General features: G+C 71.2%; 19 protein-coding genes. 10 read left to right on the forward strand and 9 right to left on the reverse strand.

What is annotated here, in order from left to right; translation table 11 throughout:
• Positions 1 to 42: 42 nt before the first annotated feature.
• The 3 genes from ACFWU3_RS14045 to zapE all read right to left on the reverse strand — a co-directional run bounded on the left by ACFWU3_RS14045 (position 43) and on the right by zapE (position 3,130).
• On the reverse strand, positions 43 to 1,404 hold the full coding sequence (locus tag ACFWU3_RS14045) for an alkaline phosphatase PhoX (protein ID WP_384435897.1): 1,362 nt from the start codon (positions 1,402 to 1,404) through the stop codon (positions 43 to 45).
• A 147-nt stretch (positions 1,405 to 1,551) separates the two neighbouring features.
• Positions 1,552 to 1,977, reverse strand: coding sequence for an OsmC family protein (locus tag ACFWU3_RS14050; RefSeq protein ID WP_313943506.1), 426 nt, complete (start codon positions 1,975 to 1,977; stop codon positions 1,552 to 1,554).
• 43 nt (positions 1,978 to 2,020) lie between these two features.
• On the reverse strand, positions 2,021 to 3,130 hold the full coding sequence (gene zapE / locus ACFWU3_RS14055; protein ID WP_384435901.1) for a cell division protein ZapE: 1,110 nt from the start codon (positions 3,128 to 3,130) through the stop codon (positions 2,021 to 2,023).
• Between zapE and ACFWU3_RS14060 the strand changes: the two genes are divergently transcribed.
• The 4 genes from ACFWU3_RS14060 (at position 3,129) to msrB (ending at position 6,330) form a co-directional block, all read left to right on the forward strand.
• A complete protein-coding gene (locus ACFWU3_RS14060) occupies positions 3,129 to 3,893 on the forward strand; it encodes a pyrimidine reductase family protein (protein ID WP_384435904.1) in 765 nt (254 codons plus the stop codon). The genes zapE and ACFWU3_RS14060 overlap by 2 nt on opposite strands.
• 105 nt (positions 3,894 to 3,998) lie before the next feature.
• Complete coding sequence (locus tag ACFWU3_RS14065) at positions 3,999 to 4,469, forward strand: indole-3-glycerol phosphate synthase (RefSeq protein WP_384435907.1); 471 nt, start codon at positions 3,999 to 4,001, stop codon at positions 4,467 to 4,469.
• 44 nt (positions 4,470 to 4,513) lie between these two features.
• Positions 4,514 to 5,908, forward strand: coding sequence for a UDP-N-acetylmuramate--L-alanine ligase (gene murC / locus ACFWU3_RS14070; RefSeq protein WP_384435910.1), 1,395 nt, complete (start codon positions 4,514 to 4,516; stop codon positions 5,906 to 5,908).
• Between the two features lie 14 nt (positions 5,909 to 5,922).
• Entirely contained in the window at positions 5,923 to 6,330 is a 408-nt protein-coding gene (msrB, locus tag ACFWU3_RS14075) for a peptide-methionine (R)-S-oxide reductase MsrB (protein ID WP_313943502.1), read from the forward strand.
• Between the two features lie 144 nt (positions 6,331 to 6,474).
• Here msrB and ACFWU3_RS14080 read toward each other — a convergent pair whose 3' ends face one another.
• Complete coding sequence (locus ACFWU3_RS14080; protein WP_328862048.1) at positions 6,475 to 6,864, reverse strand: VOC family protein; 390 nt, start codon at positions 6,862 to 6,864, stop codon at positions 6,475 to 6,477.
• A 44-nt stretch (positions 6,865 to 6,908) separates the two neighbouring features.
• Between ACFWU3_RS14080 and ACFWU3_RS14085 the strand changes: the two genes are divergently transcribed.
• The gene (locus ACFWU3_RS14085; protein ID WP_313943500.1) at positions 6,909 to 7,538 is read left to right on the forward strand and encodes a nucleoside/nucleotide kinase family protein; all 630 of its coding nucleotides are present in this window, start codon (positions 6,909 to 6,911) and stop codon (positions 7,536 to 7,538) included.
• 16 nt (positions 7,539 to 7,554) lie between these two features.
• Here ACFWU3_RS14085 and ACFWU3_RS14090 read toward each other — a convergent pair whose 3' ends face one another.
• On the reverse strand, positions 7,555 to 7,800 hold the full coding sequence (locus tag ACFWU3_RS14090; protein ID WP_384435915.1) for a DUF397 domain-containing protein: 246 nt from the start codon (positions 7,798 to 7,800) through the stop codon (positions 7,555 to 7,557).
• On the reverse strand, positions 7,797 to 8,624 hold the full coding sequence (locus ACFWU3_RS14095; RefSeq protein ID WP_384435918.1) for a helix-turn-helix domain-containing protein: 828 nt from the start codon (positions 8,622 to 8,624) through the stop codon (positions 7,797 to 7,799). The genes ACFWU3_RS14090 and ACFWU3_RS14095 overlap by 4 nt, the downstream gene beginning before the upstream one ends.
• A gap of 130 nt (positions 8,625 to 8,754) precedes the next feature.
• Between ACFWU3_RS14095 and ACFWU3_RS14100 the strand changes: the two genes are divergently transcribed.
• Entirely contained in the window at positions 8,755 to 9,210 is a 456-nt protein-coding gene (locus ACFWU3_RS14100; RefSeq protein WP_384435921.1) for an ATP-binding protein, read from the forward strand.
• A 4-nt stretch (positions 9,211 to 9,214) separates the two neighbouring features.
• Here ACFWU3_RS14100 and ACFWU3_RS14105 read toward each other — a convergent pair whose 3' ends face one another.
• A complete protein-coding gene (locus ACFWU3_RS14105; RefSeq protein WP_384435924.1) occupies positions 9,215 to 10,339 on the reverse strand; it encodes a hypothetical protein in 1,125 nt (374 codons plus the stop codon).
• 195 nt (positions 10,340 to 10,534) lie between these two features.
• Between ACFWU3_RS14105 and ACFWU3_RS14110 the strand changes: the two genes are divergently transcribed.
• Positions 10,535 to 11,497, forward strand: coding sequence for a hypothetical protein (locus ACFWU3_RS14110; protein WP_313943495.1), 963 nt, complete (start codon positions 10,535 to 10,537; stop codon positions 11,495 to 11,497).
• A gap of 37 nt (positions 11,498 to 11,534) precedes the next feature.
• Complete coding sequence (locus ACFWU3_RS14115; protein WP_384435927.1) at positions 11,535 to 12,656, forward strand: aminopeptidase P family protein; 1,122 nt, start codon at positions 11,535 to 11,537, stop codon at positions 12,654 to 12,656.
• A gap of 189 nt (positions 12,657 to 12,845) precedes the next feature.
• Here ACFWU3_RS14115 and ACFWU3_RS14120 read toward each other — a convergent pair whose 3' ends face one another.
• The gene (locus tag ACFWU3_RS14120; RefSeq protein WP_384435929.1) at positions 12,846 to 13,850 is read right to left on the reverse strand and encodes an aldo/keto reductase; all 1,005 of its coding nucleotides are present in this window, start codon (positions 13,848 to 13,850) and stop codon (positions 12,846 to 12,848) included.
• 64 nt (positions 13,851 to 13,914) lie between these two features.
• Positions 13,915 to 14,649, reverse strand: a complete 735-nt coding sequence (locus tag ACFWU3_RS14125) for a TetR/AcrR family transcriptional regulator (protein ID WP_384435932.1) — start codon at positions 14,647 to 14,649, stop codon at positions 13,915 to 13,917.
• Positions 14,650 to 14,722: 73 nt separating this feature from the next.
• Between ACFWU3_RS14125 and ACFWU3_RS14130 the strand changes: the two genes are divergently transcribed.
• Together ACFWU3_RS14130 and ACFWU3_RS14135 are read left to right on the forward strand one after the other, a co-directional pair.
• Complete coding sequence (locus ACFWU3_RS14130) at positions 14,723 to 17,035, forward strand: MMPL family transporter (protein ID WP_384435935.1); 2,313 nt, start codon at positions 14,723 to 14,725, stop codon at positions 17,033 to 17,035.
• The gene (locus ACFWU3_RS14135; RefSeq protein ID WP_384435938.1) at positions 17,032 to 17,715 is read left to right on the forward strand and encodes a DUF2993 domain-containing protein; all 684 of its coding nucleotides are present in this window, start codon (positions 17,032 to 17,034) and stop codon (positions 17,713 to 17,715) included. Before ACFWU3_RS14130 ends, ACFWU3_RS14135 begins: the two co-directional genes overlap by 4 nt.
• The last annotated feature ends 12 nt before the right edge of the window (positions 17,716 to 17,727 follow it).

Below are 17,727 nucleotides of genomic sequence, written 5' to 3' on the forward strand. Positions count from 1 at the left end.
CACCTGCCCGCGCCGCCGCGCAACCCGCCCCGCCCGTCTCCGTCAGTCCCAGGGCCCCCTGACCGCGAACGTCGTCCCCGGCGTATAGCAGTTGACGTACATCGTCTCGCCGTCCGGCGAGAAGGTGACCCCCGCGAACTCGCCCCACTCCGGCGCCTCGGGTGTCCCGATGTTCTGGCGGCCGCGGGCCATCGCGTACACCGCGCCCGACTTGGTCAGCCCGTACACGTGCTGGGCGCCGCTGCCGTCCTCGCACACCATCAGTCCCCCGCTGGGTGCGAGGCAGATGTTGTCCGGGGACTCGCCCGGCAGCTGGATGTCCGTGCTCGGGCCGAAGGCGATGACCAGCGTCAGCCGGCGCCGGTGCGGCTCGTACTTCCACACCTGGCCGAAGTGGTCCGCCGCCGAGCCCTCGCCGCTGCGGGCGAAACTGGAGACGAAGTAGACGGAGCGCCCGCCCCAGTAGCAGCCCTCCAGCTTCTGTGCGTGCGTGATGCCCTTGGGGCCGAAGTCCTGGAGCCGGATGGGTGTTTCCTTCGCCTGGCTGTCCGGTACGGGCACCCACTCGATCCGGTCGAAGCTCGCTCCCGGTTCCTGGATCGCGGAGAGGTCGGGCACGCCCGGCACCCGCATGGCCTCCAGTTCGCCACCCGCGCGCAGGGAACGCGTCCCACCCAGTGGCCTGTTCGGCAGGAAGCGGTAGAAGAGGCCGAAGGGCCGCTGGAAGGCGTCCTCCGTCTCGTAGACGATCCCGCTCTGCGGATCGACGGCGATGGCCTCGTGCTGGAAGCGGCCCATCGCGGTGAGCGGTACGGCCCCGGTGCGCTGCGGATCGGCGCCGTGCACCTCGAAGATGAACCCGTGATCCTTGGTGTAACCGTTGGTGCCGGCCTTGTCCTCGGTCTCCTCGCAGGTCAGCCAGGTGCCCCAAGGGGTGGGCCCGCCCGCGCAGTTGACCGCGGTGCCGGCGATGGCGACCCGTTCGGACAGGACGTTGCCCCGCCCATCGAGCTCCAGGGACGTACAACCGCCCTTGCCCATCGGGTCGTAGGTCAGACCTTTGACCGTGGGGACGGGGATCGCGGCGTCCGCGCGGTTCTCGTGGTTGCGGACGAGGTGCACCCGGCCGCGGCGACCGGCGAAGGCCGCCATGCCGTCGTGATTGCTCGGAACGCGGCCCTCGCCGGAGCTCAGCGGCTCGCCCTCCCGTGAGAGGACCCGATAGCGGAATCCTTTCGGCAGATCGAGCAGACCGGCTGGGTCGGGGACGAGCGGTCCGTATCCGGCGTGGTGCCCGCGAGCGGCCGCGGTCCCCGCGAAGAGCTCGGAGAAGGCACCGGTGAACGCGATTCCGGCGGTCAGCGCGCCGGTGCGGGCCAGGACTTGTCGACGTGTTGCGGACATGAGGCAACTCCCTGTTGGGGGGACCTCCCGTTGCCGAAGCCCTGGGAGGGGACAGGAGATGTGACCCGCACGTGTGTATCACGCACCTGGGTGCACGGGAACCGTGCGGGCCACACGAGCCTTCAGCTGTCCCTACAAGTCAACCGTTCAGGCGAGCGAGGCGCTCAGGGTGATCGTCGTGCCCGACAGGGCCTGGCTGACGGGGCAGTTGGCCTTCGCGTCCTCGGCCGCCTTGACGAAACCCGCCTCGTCGAGACCGGGGACGGTGCCCTCCACGGTGAGGTGGATACCGGTAATGCCCGTGCCGGGCTGGAAGGTCACCTCGGCCTGGGTGTTGAGCCGGGTCGGCGGGGTGCCGGCCTGGGCGAGCCCGTGCGAGAGGGCCATCGAGAAGCAGCTGGAGTGGGCGCCGGCAATGAGCTCCTCGGGGCTCGTCTTTCCATTGGCCTGCTCGGCGCGGGACGGCCAGGAGACGGCGTACTCGCCGATTCCGGAGGAGTCGAAGGTGACGGTGCCCGTGCCTTCGGTGAGGTTGCCCTCCCAGACCGTGTGCGCCTGACGCGTGGTGGCCATGATGCGAATCCCTTCTGACGGAAAGGTGGTTACGCACCCGAACCTACTGCTCCACAAGGCCCTTCGCGTCACGGGCCAGCGCGGTGAGACGGGAGATGGCGCGGAAGTACTTCTTGCGGTAGCCGCCGTTCAGCATCTCTTCGCTGAACAGTCGGTCGAAGGGCATGCCCGAGGCGAGCACCGGCACTTCGCGGTCGTACAGCCGGTCGGCGAGCACGACGAGGCGCAGGGCGGTCGACTGGTCGGGCACCGGCCGCACATCGGTGAGGCAGACCGCGCGTATGCCGTCGGTCAGTGCGCCGTAGCGGCTCGGGTGCACCCTGGCGAGGTGGTCCAGCAGTGCCGGGAAGTCGTCGAGTGAGGCGCCTTCGGTGGCGTACGCGGCCTTGGTGACCGTCTCCTCGGAGTACGGGGGAGGGGCGTCCGGCAGTCCGCGGTGGCGGTAGTCCTCCCCGTCGATGCGCAGCGGACGGAACTGCGCGGAGAGGCCCTGGATCTCGCGGAGGAAGTCGGCGGCGGCGAACCGGCCCTCGCCCAGCTTGCCCGGCAGGGTGTTGGAGGTGGCCGCGAGAGCGACACCCGCCTCGACGAGCTTGCCGAGGAGGGTCGAGACGAGGACGGTGTCGCCCGGGTCGTCGAGCTCGAACTCGTCGATGCACAGCAGCCGGTGACCGCTCAAGGTGCGCACGGTCTGCTGGAAGCCGAGGGCGCCGACCAGATTGGTGAGCTCCACGAAGGTGCCGAAGGCCTTGAGCGAGGGCTCGGCCGGGGTGGCGTGCCACAGGGAGGCGAGGAGATGGGTCTTGCCGACGCCGTAGCCGCCGTCGAGGTAGACGCCGCGAGGCCCGGTGGGGGCGGCCGGCTTCTTCGCGAACCACCGGCGCTTGCCCGATCCGCTCGCGTGGGCTCCCCCGAGGCTCGCCGCGAACGAGCTGAGGACCGTGACCGCCTCGCGCTGGCTGGGCTGGTTCGGGTCCGGGACGTAGGTGTCGAAGCGCACCGCGTCGAAACGCGGCGGCGGCACCATCTCCGCGACCAACCGGTCGGCGGGGACGTGCGGCTCGCGGGCGCACAGCGAAAGGGGGGCCGCTTCGGTCATGGCACTGGTCGACACAGTTCCCAACTGTAAGGGTCGTGCCAGACTGCTCGGCATGCGACGACTGCTCCCTGTGACCGACCAGACATCCGGTGAGGACCGCGAATGGTCCCTGGACGAGCTGGCGGACGCCTACGCGTACCCGGAAGCCCTTGAGGGTGCCTGGCTGCGGGCCAACATGGTGTCCTCGCTGGACGGGGCGGCCCAGCACGAGGGCCGGTCCCAGCCCCTGTCCTCCGACACGGACATGCGGATCTTCGGCACCCTGCGGGGCCTCGCCGACGCGGTCGTGGTCGGCGCGGAAACGGTCCGTCTGGAGGGTTACCGGCCCGCACGTGCCCGGGATGCCTTCGCCGAGCGCCGGGCCGCGGCGGGCCAGGGTCCCGCCCCCGCGATCGCCGTGGTCAGCGCCTCGCTGAACCTCGACCTCTCCCTGCCCCTGTTCACCGGGCCCCTGGTGCCGACGCTGGTGCTGACGGGCGCCGCGGCCCCGCCGGACCGGGTCCGGGAGGCGGAGAAGGCGGGCGCCGAGGTGGTGGTCGCGGGCGACGGGCCCGGGGTGGATCCGCCGAGGGCTGTGCAGGCGCTCGCCGAACGGGGCCTGCGGCGGCTGCTCACCGAGGGCGGGCCGCGCATGCTGGGTCAGTTCGCCGCCTCGGGCGTGCTGGACGAACTGTGTCTGACCGTGTCGCCCACGCTCACGGTCGGGGACGCGCAGCGCATCACGGGCGGGCCGGGACTCGCCGTCCCGGAACGCTTCGCGCTGGCCTCCGTACTGGAGGAGGCGGGGTTCCTTTTCACCCGCTACCGTCGCATCTGACAATCGGCGGAATTTGTCGTTCCGGTTTGCTCCGGCCGGGCAGACTACTCTCGCAGTCCCCGTGCCGGCGCGGGGAAGGATGGTTTCCGCAGAAGGGCTCCTGACGTGTTCACAAGCGTATTGATGATCGAGAAGCCCCTGACCTCGGAAGATGTGGAATTCGTCACCACACTGCACGGTGACGAGAACATCTCCTTCGTCGTCCTGATGCAGCCGCGCGGCGACCAGGCCGACCTCCTGCTGCGTGCCATCGACGACGTCGCCATCGGCGAACTGAAGGATGCCGTCAAGGAGGGCGACGAGCCGGAGGGCCGGGCCGCCAAGGCCCCCGCCGAGCGCGCGCTGGACAACTCCCTGGCCGCCCTGCGGGCCGCCGGCAGCGAGGCCGTGGGCCAGGTCGTCGAGGACCATCCGCTCGACAAGCTCATGGAGGTCGTCGACGAGTCGGGCGCCGACGAGGTGATCGTGCTGACCGCACCGCACTACGTCGAGGAGTTCTTCCACCGGGACTGGGCCTCCAGGGCCCGTCACAAGGTCGGCGTCCCGGTGCTCAAGCTCTTCGCGCACAGCGAATAGGCTGGCCCCTCGCACGTACTCGTACCTCGTGGGGAGACACACGCATGGCACCCGCCATCCCTAGCGCCATGGAACGCCCGCACTTCATCGGCATCGGTGGCGCCGGAATGTCGGGCATCGCGAAGATCCTCGCCCAGCGCGGCGCCGAGGTCGCGGGCAGCGACGCCAAGGAGTCCGCGACCGCCGAGAGCCTGCGTTCGCTGGGCGCCACGGTCCACATCGGGCACGCCGCCGAGCACCTGGCCGCCGACGCCAGCTGTGTCGTCGTCTCCAGCGCCATCCGCGCCGACAACCCGGAGCTGGCCCGTGCCGGCGAGCTCTCGGTCCCGGTCGTCCACCGCTCCGACGCGCTCGCGTCCCTGATGACCGGCCTGCGCTCGATCGCGGTGGCGGGCACCCACGGCAAGACCACCACCACGTCCATGCTGGCGGTGGCGCTCACCGAGCTCGGCCTCGATCCCTCGTACGCCATCGGCGGTGACCTGGAGGGCCCGGGGACCAATGCCCGGCACGGGGCCGGGGACATCTTCGTCGCCGAGGCCGACGAGAGCGACCGCAGCTTCCAGAAGTACGACCCCGAGGTCGCGATCGTCCTCAACGTCGAGCTCGACCACCACGCCAACTACGCCTCGATGGACGAGATCTACGACTCCTTCGAGACCTTCGTCGGCAAGGTCGTCCCCGGCGGCACCCTGGTGATCTCCGCCGACCAGCCGGGCGCGGTGGAGCTCACCTCCCGCATCCGTGACCTGTCCACGCTGAAGGTCGTCACCTACGGCGCCTCCGAGTCCGCGGACGTACGGGTGCACAAGGTCACCCCGCGCGGCCTCACCAGCGAGGTCACCGTCCTGCTCAACGGCAAGTTCCTGACCTTCACCGTCTCGGTCCCCGGCAGCCACTACGCGCACAACGCCGTGGCCGCGCTCGCCGCCGGCGTCGCGCTGGGCATCCCGGCGCACAATCTCGCCTCCGCCCTCGGCAAGTACACCGGGGTCAAGCGCCGGCTGCAGCTGAAGGGCGAGGCCGCGGGCGTCCAGGTCATCGACTCCTACGCCCACCACCCCACCGAGATGACCGCCGACCTGGAGGCGATGCGGGGCGCCGCGGCCGACTCCCGGCTGCTGGTTGTCTTCCAGCCGCACCTCTTCTCCCGTACGCAGGAGCTCGCCACCGAGATGGGCCAGGCACTCGCCCTGACCGACGCCTCGGTGGTCCTCGACATCTATCCGGCCCGCGAGGACCCGATTCCCGGGGTCACCAGCGAGCTGATCATCGACGCCGCCCGTGCGGCGGGCGCGGATGTCACCGCCGTGCACGACAAGGAGACGGTTCCCGAGGTGGTCGCGGGAATGGCGAAGCCCGGCGATCTCGTTCTCACGATGGGCGCGGGAGACGTCACGGACCTCGGTCCGCTGATCCTGGCCCGTCTGTCGAGCTGAGGGAGCCGAATTTCATGGCGTACGACATCGAGAAGCCGGACGAGCAGTGGCGCGCGGAGCTGAATCCGGCGGAGTACAAGGTGCTGCGCCAGGCCGGTACGGAGCCCGCCTTCGTCGGTGAGTACACCGACACCAAGACGGAGGGCGTCTATTCCTGCCGGGCGTGCAGCGCCGAGCTGTTCCGCTCCGACACGAAGTTCGAGTCGCACTGCGGCTGGCCGTCCTTCTACGACCCGAAGGACACCGACGCGGTCGAACTCATCGAGGACCGCTCGCACGGCATGGTGCGCGTCGAGGTGCGCTGCGCGCGCTGCGGATCGCACCTCGGGCACGTGTTCGAGGGTGAGGGATACCCCACCCCGACCGACCAGCGGTACTGCATCAACAGCATCTCGCTGCGGCTGACGCCGGACGAGAGCTGATCCCACGGGCGATCCCGGCCACGGCCGGGTGACCCCCACCGAGCACAGCCGGCCGCGGCCGGGGCCCTGTCCGAGTACGAGCCGGGCAGCCCCCAGGCCGCGGCCGGCCCGTTCGCCGGCACATCCCGGCGGCGGCGAGCGGGGCTACTTGGGCTGGAGGAGGTCCCACCGGTTGCCGTACAGGTCCTCGAAGACCGCCACCGAACCGTAGACCTCGTGCCTCGGCTCCTCCAGGAAGCGCACACCCGCCGCCGTCATGCGTGCGTGGTCGCCCGCGAAGTCCTCGGTGTGCAGGAAGAAACCGACGCGGCCGCCCGTCTGGGCGCCCACGCTCGCGCGCTGCTCCTCGTCCTTGGCGCGGGCCAGCAGCAGTGCGCTGCCATGGCCGGAACCGGCCGGGCGGACCACGACCCAGCGACTCCCGTCGCCGCGGTCGGTGTCCTCGACCAGTTCGAAGCCGAGCGCGTCGGTGTAGAAGGCAATGGCCTCGTCGTAGTCACGGACGACGAGGGTGACCAGGGCGATGAACGACATGGACCTCACGTTATACGTATGACCGGTGATGGAACAATGCGCACATGCTTGCGCAGCCGCCCCCTCCGCACCTGCTGGAACGAGCCCGCGCCCTCGCCGTCCCCGGCCGGCGCCGCATCCTGGGGCTCGCCGGAGCGCCCGGCGCGGGCAAGTCGACGCTCGCCGGCCGCCTGGTGGACGCCCTCGACGGTCTCGCCGTCCTCGTGCCCATGGACGGTTTCCATCTGGCACAGGCCGAGCTCGAACGCCTCGGCCGGGCCGGGCGCAAGGGCGCTCCCGACACCTTCGACGCGGCCGGATACGCCGCTCTCCTCGCCCGATTGCGCACGCGATCCGCGGACACCACCGTCTACGCGCCCGCCTTCGACCGGAGGCTGGAGGAACCCGTCGCCGGGAGCATCGCCGTCCCGCCGGACGTTCCCCTCGTCGTCACGGAGGGGAACTACCTCCTGCACGACGAAGGTGCCTGGGCCGGGATCCGCGCCCTGCTCGACGAGATCTGGTACCTGGAGCTCGATCCCGCGGTCCGTGTGCCCCGACTGGTGGACCGGCACGTGGAGTTCGGCAAGGAGAGGTCCTTCGCCGAGCGCTGGGTCCGCGACTCCGACGAGGCCAACGCCCGCCTGGTCGCACGGGGCAGGGACCGGGCGGACGTCGTCGTCCCGATGCCGTAGGGCGTGTGGGACGCCGTCAGACCTGAGCGGTGTGGGTGATGAAGGCGGTCCAGGAGGCGGGGGAGAGGGCGAGTTGAGGGCCCTGCTCGACCTTGGAGTCCCGGACGTGGACGGTGGTGGGGCAGGTGGCGACCTCGACGCAGTCGTCTCCGGATCCGCCGCTGTAGCTGGACTTGTGCCAGGAGAGGGCGACCTCGACACAGCTGTCGCCGGATCCGCCGCTGTAGCTGCTCTTGAACCAGGTCAGTTCCGTGGTGGTCATGCCTCTCCTCGCATCTGCCGCAACAGGCTCAGCGAGTCCTCCAGGGAGAGAGCCTGTGACCGCATCCTGGCATACCGCATCTGGAGCATGCTGACCACTTTCGGGTCAGAGATGAACTGGCCGCTTTCCTGCCCTTCGCAGTAGCCGAACCACTTGTTGTTAGGGGTCTCCAGCAGCCTCATGGGGCCGTCGAGCCCCGCGTGACTCTCTCGCACCATCGGCATGACCTGGATCTCGATGTTGCGGAGTTCCGCGAGCCCGAGGATGTGCTCGATCAGCTCCAGCGTGATCTGCGCACCGCCCGTGCGGCGCAGGAACAGATGCTCCTCCAGGATGAAGCTGTACGCCGTGTTCGGCCGCTCCCGTAACAGCTTTTGACGGTCCAGCCGCGCCGCCAGTTGGTCCGCGATCTGCTGGTCGCAGAGCGGCGGCAGCTGGTTCGTGAACAGCGTCCGGGCATAGGCCGCGGTCTGCAACAGGCCCGGAACCAGTCGGCATTCGTACGTGCACAGGTTCACCGCCTCCGCTTCGAGGCGCGCCCACTGCCGGAACCAGCTCGCCAGCCCCGGTCGCCGCGACAAGTGCCGTGCCGCGCCCCGGATCGTTCCGAACGCGTCCAGCACCTCCTCCGCCCGGTCCACGAAATCCGCCGGCGGAAACCTCCGCCCCTGCTCGATCGACGCCACCGTCGGCACCGAATACCGCACCCGTGGCGCGAACTGTTCCTGTGTCAGTCGCGCCCTCTTCCTGAAAGCCTTGACCACTTCCCCGAACGCCTTCAGGCTGTCCGAGACCTCCGGCTCCCCGCATCCGCTGTCCACCATGGACGGCCACCTCCCGCGTCCATGGTCACGGAGGGTCACTGCGACTGTCCACCGTGTGTACCCGTACGCTGACGCAGCGTACGAGTCGCTGATCTGGAGCGGCCCCCTTCCGGGCGGCCACGGTGGGGCCATGCACCCACCCGTCACACCCCAACAGCTCGGCACCGTACGTGTGTTCACGCAGCGGTTCAGCTCCACGGCCCTCGGCGCCCGGCTCGCCCGTCACCTGGCTCTCCATCAACTCCACGCCTGGGACGTGCCGCACGGCTCCGAGGCGTCCGACACCGCCGCACTGATCGTCGCCGAGCTGGCGGCGAACGCCGTGACGCACGGCCGTGTCCCCGGCCGGGACTTCGAGCTGCGCCTCACCCGTACGCCCGCAACCCTGCGTATCGAGGTCTCCGACACCCGCGGGGAACGCCGTCCACCCGGCCCCGGGGATGTCCACCCGCCCGCCGCGCTCGACGGAGCCGGCCGGGGGCTGATGCTGGTGGACGCGCTGGCGGACCGGTGGTCGGTGCTGGACCGCGTCCCGGTGGGAAAGACGGTGCGCGCGGAGCTCGATCTCGGGAGCGGGGAGCCCTGAGGGCTCACACCTTCGGGAGGCGCGCGACCGCCCACTTCGCCCGGGCGGGTAGATCGCCCAGCGACTGGCGGAACTGCTTCGCGATCACCGCGAGGAGGTGGTGGGCGTGGGCCATCGTCTCCCGGGCCAGGCCCGTCTCCCCGGCGGCGATCACGGCGAGCACCAGCTCGAGATGCTCCTCGGTGATCATCCGGCCGAGACCGCGACGGTGCCATTCCTCGGCGCTCGTGTCCGGGGCGGGCGGTTCGCCGGCCGCACCGAGGTCCAGCGTCTGTTGCTCGTGCGAGGGTGGCGGGGCGGGGGAGTCCAGGCCGATCGCCGTACGGACGCGCGCCAGGGTCCGGCCGGCGGCCGCGAGATCGCCCGCCGAGCGTTCTCGCCGCGCGAGCACATGCCCGGCCGCGGCCCGGTCCCAGGAGCTGTTCTGGAGCGAGAGGAACCCGCGCTGCGCCCGGGCGGCCTGCGCGTACTCGCCGATCTGCTCCAGTTCCCGGCCCAGTTGGCCCAGCCGCTCCGGATCGGGGCCCGTGTCGTCGAGCCGGCGGATCAGCGAAGTGCGGACCACTTCCCTGCGGACCGGCCCGATCGAGCGCTCCGGATCGCGGGGCAGCCGGTCCAGGAGCTCGTACCCGAGCAACTCCCGCGAGTTCAGCAGCAGATGGTCCGGATCGGTGCGCAGCAGGGCTGCATGAAGACGGGCCACCAGCTCGGCGGGGGAGCGCTCGGGCAGGCCGAGGGCGGTGCGCAGTTCGGTGCGCCGGGCGTCCAGGTCGGGTGCGTAGGAGGTGCGCATCCCGTCCTCCAGTTCGCGGATCTCCTCCGGACCGGGGTCGGGACCCATCAGGTCTCGCCACGCCGGCAGCCCCACGACGATGTCCAGCGCGTCCGTCACGCTGTCCGCCAGGAGACCCGCACCGCCCTCCGAGTCGGCGTACAGCACGGCGTTGCCCCCGCACAGGAAGAAGGTCCCGCCGGTGTCGTCCCCGGCGATCGGCTCCAGCGCGGCGCCGGAGGCGAGGTGCACCTCCTCGCCGTGCTCCGCCCGGTCCAGGTCGAAGTCGAAGGGGAACGCGGCCAGGGCCGCCAGATCCGGCCGCCGCCGAAGCAGCGCCAGGGAGGGATCGGTCATGCGGCCGCATGCTACTGAGCCGTACCGACAGCCCGGCGCGCTCCTGTGCCGTCCGGGCATCGGCCCATGAGTCGGCACAGGCCGGGCAAAGCGCAGGCCACGACCCCTCTCCCGGGGGATCACCCGCCGACGGGGTGGGTACGCTCGGAGTCCAGGCAGGTCCGGTCCTGGCGGGCGAACGAAAGGGCTGATGACGTGGGGTTGTTCCGGCGGGGGCCGAAGCGCGACGGACTCGATGTGCCCCGGGACCCCGAGTTCTCCTTCTTCTCGGTCGACGAGGGTGCGCGCTTCCGGGGCCAGGTACGGGAGGCGTTCGCGGAGCACGGCCTCGAAGTGACCGTCTTCGCCGATGTCGTCACCGACAGCGACGGACGTCAGTTCGGACTCGGCAATCTGGCCGCCGTCCTGCACAACGACGACCGCGGACCGCGTGCCTGGTCCGAGCTGGTCCGGCGGCACGTCGGCATGGTACTGCGCACCATGAACGCGCCCTCCGCCCTGGACACCCTGCCGACCGAGCAGATCCGCGCCCAGCTCTACCCACGGGTCGTCGGCCACGAGGGCTTCGATCCGCAGAATTTCGGCTACGCCCGCCCCCTCGCCCCCGGCCTCTTCGAGATCATCGCGCTCGATCTCCCGGAGAGCGTCATGATGCTCACCGACGAGGCCCTGGAGCCGCTCGGTGATCTGCCCTACCTCCGTGAGCAGGCGCTCTACAACCTGCGCGGTCTGCCGGTCGAGGGGCACGAGACGGTCAAGGGCGAGGGAGGCATGTGCTTCGAGGTCGTCCTCGGCGACTCCTTCTACACCGCGAGCCGCGTCCTCGCGCTGGAGAGCGTCGTCCGGCAGATCGGCGGCGAGCAGCTCACCGCCGACGGCGCCCTGGTGGCCATGCCGTTCCGGCACCAGCTCGCCTTCCACGCCATCCACGACACCGGTGTGATCCCCACGCTGAGCGCCATGACCTCGTTCGCGGCCTCCGGCTTCGCCGACACCCCCGGGGCGATCAGCCCGTACGTCTACTGGTGGCGCGACGGGACGCTCACCCAGCTCAGCGATCGGGACGAGGACGGCGACGGCCTGCGGATCGTCGTCGGCGAGGACTTCCAGGAGCTGCTGGAACGGCTCGTGGCCGAGGACGGCGGATACGGGGATTGAGCTCGCGCGGGATGTGAGCCGGAGGCAGGATGGGCTCATGCCGACGACTCCCGCGCCCTTCACCGCCGACGACTACCGGGCCCGTATGGCCCGCGCCGCCGAGGCCGCCGCCTCTGCGGGGCTCGACGGTCTGCTGATCGCTCCCGGGCCCGATCTCGTGCATCTCACCGGCTATCAGCCGGGGGTCACCGAACGGCTCACGCTGCTCGTGCTCGTCGCGGGCCGCGACCCGGTGCTCGTCGTCCCCAAGCTGGAGGCGCCGGACGCGGAAGCCGCCGTCGGCGGACCCGCTCTCACGCTGCGCGACTGGACGGACGGCACCGACCCCTACGGGGTGGCCGGGCCGCTGCTCCCGGCGGGCGGCCGCTTCGGTGTCAGCGACAACGCCTGGGCGATGCATCTGCTCGGTCTTCAGCGGCAGTTGCCGGATGCCTCGTACGCCTCGGTGACCGAGGTGCTGCCCATGCTGCGCGCGGTGAAGGACGGACCGGAACTGGAGCGGCTGGCCGCGGCCGGCGCCGCCGCGGACGCGACCTACGAGGAGATCCTCAAGGTCCGCTTCTGCGGGCGCAGGGAGTCGGACATCGCCGCCGATCTCGCTGGTCTGCTGCGGCAGTTCGGTCACTCGCAGGTCGACTTCACGGTCGTCGGCTCCGGGCCCAACGGCGCCAACCCGCACCACGAGGCGGGGGACCGGACCATCGAGACGGGCGACATGGTCGTTCTCGACTTCGGCGGGCTGCTGGACGGCTACGGCTCCGACACCTCCCGCACGGTCCATGTCGGCGAGCCCGCCCCCGCCGAACAGCACATCCACGACGTGGTGCTGGAGGCCCAGCAGGCCGGCGTCGACGCGGTGAAGCCGGGCGTCGCCTGCCAGGAGGTCGACCGGGCTGCCCGCGAGATCATCGAAGAGGCGGGATACGGCGACCTGTTCATCCACCGCACGGGCCACGGCATCGGTGTGACCACGCACGAACCGCCGTACATGATCGAGGGCGAGGAGCAGCCGCTCGTCCCGGGGATGTGCTTCTCGGTCGAGCCGGGGATCTATCTGCCGGGCCGGTTCGGGGTCCGCATCGAGGACATCGTGACGGTGACGGAGACCGGAGGCCGCCGGCTCAACAACACGCCCCGCACGATGGCGATCGTCGACTAGGTCCTGTCGGGGCGATCTTCGAGGATCAGCCTGTGGCGTCAGATGCGGTGCATCGCACGGCGGAGGATCGTCCTCGTACTGGGCGTACTCGGGCGACTCCGACAACACAGCGAGGTGCCGTAGCTGTCGTCACAGGCCCGACAAGATCGCCCGGACAGGACCTAGCGGCCCCGGGCCGGGCAATGCCGCCTACCGCGGGTCGTGGTGGGACAGCCGCGCCAGCATCTCGTACGGATACGGCAGTGGCCTGCGGCTCGCCTCGTCCAGCCGCGCCGACTGCGCGTCCGTCAGCTCGAATGCGACCGCCCCGAGGTTCTCCTTCAACTGCTCCGCGTTCCGCGGGCCGATGATGGGAGCCGTCACCGCCGGCTGCTGCATCAGCCACCGCAGCGACACCTGCAATGCCGTACGCCCGGTCTCCCGCGCCACCTCGTCCACCGCGTCGAGCGTCCGCCAGGTCTCCTCGTTGTCCCGCTCGCGCCAGCCCTCCTTGCCCGACTGCTCCTGGAAGTGGGCCTCACGCGAACCCGCGGGCACGGACTCCATGCTACGCCGGTACTTGCCGGTCAGCCAGCCGCCCGCGAGAGGGCTCCACGGGATGACGGCGACGCCCTGCTCCTCGCACATCGGCGCCAGCTCCCACTCCAGTTCGCGGCTGAGCAGGCTGTAGCGCGGCTGGAGACTGACGTACGGCTCCCAGCCGCGGAACTGCGCGAGATCCAGGGCGCGTTGGAGCTGGGAAGGCGTCACATTGCTGGTGCCGACATAGCGGACCTTGCCCGACCGCACGAGCGTGTCCAGCGTCGCGAGAGTCTCCTCGAGCGGGGTCGTCGCGTCCCAGATGTGCGTCTGGTAGAGATCGATGTAGTCCGTGCCGAGCCGCCGCAGGCTGGCCTCCACCGCGGCGATGATGTGTTTGCGGCTGAGCCCGCCGTCGTTGGGCGCCTCGCCCATCCGCCCCCACACCTTGGTCGCGATGACGAGATCGTCCCTGCGGCGTCCCTTCAGCCAGCGCCCGAGGATCTCCTCGGAGCCGCCTCGCGCGTACATGTCGGCGGTGTCGATGAAGGTGCCGCCCGCCTCGGTGAAGGCGTCGAGGGCGCCGTGGCCGCTCGTGTCGTCGCCGAAACTCATGGTGCCGAGGCACAGTTCGCTGACGCGCAGACCCGTCCTGCCGAGATTGAGTTGCTTCATGCCCCGAGACTAGGTCGTGTCCGCGAAGTCTCGTCCTCGGCCGGTGTCGCCGACGCAGGGAGATCTACGGGCTCGGTGCCGAGGCGGGCGTGTCGGTCGTCGCGAGCAGCGCGTGCACGGTCGTCTCCATCGCGCGCCGGGCCGTCGCGGTGTCCAGGCCGCTGCTGCGCCAGTGGTACCAGGCGCCCCAGGTGGTCACCCCGTCCAGCCCGTTGAGCAGATCCGCCCGGCGGTCCGCGGGGAGCCGGTCGAGTTCCGCGGCGAAGATCTCGGCCAGGCGGTCGCGCGCGAAGTCGTAGACCTCACGGGTCACCTGCTCCACGCGTTCCGACGGCTGGTCCTGGCGCATGATCGCCAGCCGTGTCGGGGTCATCCACTCCAGGATCCGGGAGCGCTGTTCGGCCATCGCCGCGACCCGCACACTGCGCGGACCGTCTGTCGGCAGCGGCTTGATCTGCGCGAACAACTGCTCCAGCCGGCGGGTGATCGCGGTGTCGATGACCTGGGACATGTCGGCGAAGTGATGGAACACCAGTCGCCGGGACACACCGGCCCGCTCGGCGACGCGGTCCGCGGAGAAGTGCGCCTCGCCCTCGTCGAGCAGCGCCAGCAGAGCGTCGGCGATCTTCTCGCGCGTCTGCCGCCCCCGCTCGGTACGGCCGTCCGGAGCGCGGGCGGGGGTGCCGCCCTCGCCGTCGTCCGGGGCGCGGCCCGGGGCACGGCCTTCGCCGTCCCGGTTCCGGCCCGGGGTACGACCCTCGCCGCCCTCCGTTGACTGTCGCGCCGGCTGCTTCACCACGGTCCCTCCTGAAGTCTCGCTGTTGACATTGTTGCACTCGCGATGCAACGGTTCTGATTGCACGCCGAGTGCAATGAGTTCGTACGAAAGGGCCGCAATCCTGATGCTCCTGTCCGTCGGGCGCTGGTGCGCCCGCAGACCCAAGCGAACCGTGGCCGCCTGGCTGCTGCTGCTCACCGCCCTGGCCGCCGCCGTCGGGGTCTTCGGAACCGTCACCAGCGAGGCCGTCACCATCCCGGGCAGCGACAGCCAGGCGGCCCGTGACGCGGGCGAGGCGTTCGGCGACGCGGCCTCCGGGCCGCAGCCCGTCCTGCTGCACACCGCGGCCGGTGAAGCGGAACTGACCTCCGCGGCACAGCGGACAGCGGTCGAGGCGGCGGCGCGGGCCATAGCGGACGTGGATCACGTCGTGGCCGTCACCACCCCCTATGACCGGGCGGGCGGGAGCGCCCTCGGCGCCGACGGCCGTACCGGCCGGATGCTGGTCGAACTCGACCTCACCGGGCGGGACATCACCCCCTCGATCACCCGAGACATCGTCGACGCGGCCGGCCCCGCCACCGACGCGGGCGTCGAGGTCACGCCGGGCGGCGATCTCGCCGAGGCGGAGGACAAGGGCTCCACCGGTCACAGCGAGATCATCGGGCTCGCCGCCGCCTTCGTCGTTCTCGCCCTGGGCTTCGGCAGTCTCGTCGCGGCCGGGGTGCCGCTGCTCACGGGTGCGCTGGGGCTGGCCGGATCCCTGTGCGCGGTCGGCCTGGTCGGACACCTCGTCGACATGCCGTCCTCGGGCGCCACGATCGCGGCGATGATCGGCCTCGGCGTGGGCATCGACTACACGCTGTTCTGCCTGACCAGGTTCCGTGAACTGCTCGCCGCCGGGGCGGGCGTGGAGGACGCGGTCGCCCGCACCATGGCCGGCTCCGGTAAATCGGTGCTCTTCGCCGGAGCCGCCGTCATCGCCGCGCTCTCCGGTCTCGCCCTGGGCGGGCTGCCGCTGCTGCACGCGCTGGCGCTGGCACCGGGGATCGCCGTACTGGTCGCGGTGGCGGCCACGCTGACGCTGCTGCCGGCGGTGCTGGCGCTGCTCGGGCCGAGGCTCGCGCCGAAGCCCGTACCGACACGCGTACCGAGGTTCATGGCGAAGCTCGTACCCAAGCGTTCCGCATCGCGGCCGGTGGAGAGCGACGCCGATACCGGCGCCGACGTCCGCCCGCGCGGCTGGGGACGTATCGCCGGGTACGTCGCCGCCCGGCCGTGGCGCTGTCTGGCGGCCGGGCTCGTCCTGACCGGCGTCCTGGCCGCACCCGCGGCCCAGCTGACGTTCGGTCAACTCGACGGCGGCGACCGGGCCGTGGGCACGGCGAGCCGTACCGCGTACGACCGGACCGCGGCGGCCTTCGGCCCCGGCGGCAACGGGCCGCTCCAGGTCACCGGCACCTTGTCCGACCCCGCGGCCGCCCCGGACGACCCGAGGCTCGCCCCGGTCACCGCCGCGCTCAGGACCACGCCCGGGGTCGCCGCGGTCGCACCGGCCGAGCTGGCCGCCGACGGCCGCCACGCCCGCTGGCAGGTCACCCCCGAGACCGCGCCGGGGGATCCGGACACCGTCGACCTCGTGCACCGGCTGCGCGAGGACACCCTGCCCGGGGCCACGGCCGACAGCGGACTCGTCACCCATGTCGGCGGCTCGACGGCAGCCCAGGCCGACCTCAACGAACGCCTCGCCCGGCGGATGCCGCTGGTGGTCGGCTTCGTCCTGGCGGTGGCGGGGCTGCTCCTGCTGCCCGCCTTCCGTTCCCCTGTCATCGCGGTAAAGGCCGCGGTGCTGAACCTGGTGTCCGTGGCGGCCGCTTACGGAGTGCTGACCGCGGTCTTCCAGTGGGGCTGGGGCGCGCAACTCATCGGCCTGGAAGGGCCGGTCCCGATACCCGGCTACGTCCCGCTGCTGATGTTCGCCGTGCTGTTCGGGCTCTCGATGGACTACGAGGTGTTCCTGCTCAGCGCCATCAGGGCGGCCTATGTGCGCGGCGGCGACAACCGCGGTGCGGTGATCGGCGGTCTGGCGGGCACCGGCCGGATCGTCACCTCCGCGGCACTGATCATGGTCAGCGTCTTCCTGAGCTACGTACTGTCCGACGACCCGGTGGTGAAGATGTTCGGCATCGGCCTCGCCGTCGCCGTGGCCCTGGACGCGACGGTCGTCCGCGGCATTCTCGTCCCGTCCACGATGATCCTGCTCGGCCGCGTCAACTGGTGGCTGCCCGCCTGGCTGGACCGGCTGCTGCCCCACATGGACATCGAGGACGACGGTCACGGTCCGGCGCGACCTCCCAACGACGCGGTCGCCGATGTGGCCCTCGCGGGTGAAGGAGGTGCGTCATGACCCGCCTGTGCAGGGCGTGGCGCGTCAGGCGCCGATGGACCGTGCTCGCGCTGTGCGCCGTACTCGCCGCTCTGCCCGTTGCCGACCGGATCGCGGCCGGTGCCGCCGAGAGCCGGATCGCCGACCGGGTCTCCGCACTGAGCACCGCGGTGGTCGGCACCCCGCAGGTACGGATCGACGGCTTCCCCTTCCTGCTGGACGCGGCCCGCGGAAGCTTCCCGCAGGTGTCGGTGCGGGCCGACGCGGTCACGGCCGAGGAGCAGCCCGTGAGCGCGGCGATAGAGCTGCACACGGTGACGGAGAACGCAGGCACCTACACGGCGGCGAGCGCGGACGGACGATTCACGGTGCCTCTCGACTCGTTGGGCGGCGGCTCCGGCGGGGCCGCGTCCCTCTCCGCCGACGAGGACGGACGCCTGCGCATCGAGGGCGTGCGCGGCCTCCCGCTGACCGTGACGGCGGAACTGCGGCTCACCGGCCGCACGATCACGGCGGTCCCGGTGTCGGCCTCGTTCGCGGGGCGCCCCCTCGACCCGTCCGCTCCCCGCATCGCGCGGGCCTTCGCGGAACGGGACCGCGTGGTGCCGGACCTGCCGGCGGGCCTCAGCCCGACGGAGGTGACGGTGGGGGAGTCGGGGGTGACGGTGCACGCGCGGGGGGAGGATGTGCGGCTGGGCTGACGGGGATGCTCA

The sequence above is a fragment of the Streptomyces sp. NPDC058685 genome, assembly GCF_042714725.1.
Taxonomy (GTDB): domain Bacteria; phylum Actinomycetota; class Actinomycetes; order Streptomycetales; family Streptomycetaceae; genus Streptomyces.

Excerpts from the sequence above, each read along its gene's own strand:
- ACFWU3_RS14045 (WP_384435897.1), bottom strand. The coding sequence starts at position 1,404 with ATGTCCGCAACACGTCGACAAGTCCTGGCCCGCACCGGCGCGCTGACC.
- ACFWU3_RS14050 (WP_313943506.1), bottom strand. The coding sequence starts at position 1,977 with ATGGCCACCACGCGTCAGGCGCACACGGTCTGGGAGGGCAACCTCACC.
- ACFWU3_RS14060 (WP_384435904.1), top strand. The coding sequence starts at position 3,129 with ATGCGACGACTGCTCCCTGTGACCGACCAGACATCCGGTGAGGACCGC.
- zapE (WP_384435901.1), bottom strand. The coding sequence starts at position 3,130 with ATGCCGAGCAGTCTGGCACGACCCTTACAGTTGGGAACTGTGTCGACC.
- murC (WP_384435910.1), top strand. The coding sequence starts at position 4,514 with ATGGCACCCGCCATCCCTAGCGCCATGGAACGCCCGCACTTCATCGGC.
- msrB (WP_313943502.1), top strand. The coding sequence starts at position 5,923 with ATGGCGTACGACATCGAGAAGCCGGACGAGCAGTGGCGCGCGGAGCTG.
- ACFWU3_RS14080 (WP_328862048.1), bottom strand. The coding sequence starts at position 6,864 with ATGTCGTTCATCGCCCTGGTCACCCTCGTCGTCCGTGACTACGACGAG.
- ACFWU3_RS14085 (WP_313943500.1), top strand. The coding sequence starts at position 6,909 with ATGCTTGCGCAGCCGCCCCCTCCGCACCTGCTGGAACGAGCCCGCGCC.
- ACFWU3_RS14090 (WP_384435915.1), bottom strand. The coding sequence starts at position 7,800 with ATGACCACCACGGAACTGACCTGGTTCAAGAGCAGCTACAGCGGCGGA.
- ACFWU3_RS14095 (WP_384435918.1), bottom strand. The coding sequence starts at position 8,624 with ATGGTGGACAGCGGATGCGGGGAGCCGGAGGTCTCGGACAGCCTGAAG.
- ACFWU3_RS14100 (WP_384435921.1), top strand. The coding sequence starts at position 8,755 with ATGCACCCACCCGTCACACCCCAACAGCTCGGCACCGTACGTGTGTTC.
- ACFWU3_RS14105 (WP_384435924.1), bottom strand. The coding sequence starts at position 10,339 with ATGACCGATCCCTCCCTGGCGCTGCTTCGGCGGCGGCCGGATCTGGCG.
- ACFWU3_RS14115 (WP_384435927.1), top strand. The coding sequence starts at position 11,535 with ATGCCGACGACTCCCGCGCCCTTCACCGCCGACGACTACCGGGCCCGT.
- ACFWU3_RS14120 (WP_384435929.1), bottom strand. The coding sequence starts at position 13,850 with ATGAAGCAACTCAATCTCGGCAGGACGGGTCTGCGCGTCAGCGAACTG.
- ACFWU3_RS14130 (WP_384435935.1), top strand. The coding sequence starts at position 14,723 with ATGAGTTCGTACGAAAGGGCCGCAATCCTGATGCTCCTGTCCGTCGGG.
- ACFWU3_RS14135 (WP_384435938.1), top strand. The coding sequence starts at position 17,032 with ATGACCCGCCTGTGCAGGGCGTGGCGCGTCAGGCGCCGATGGACCGTG.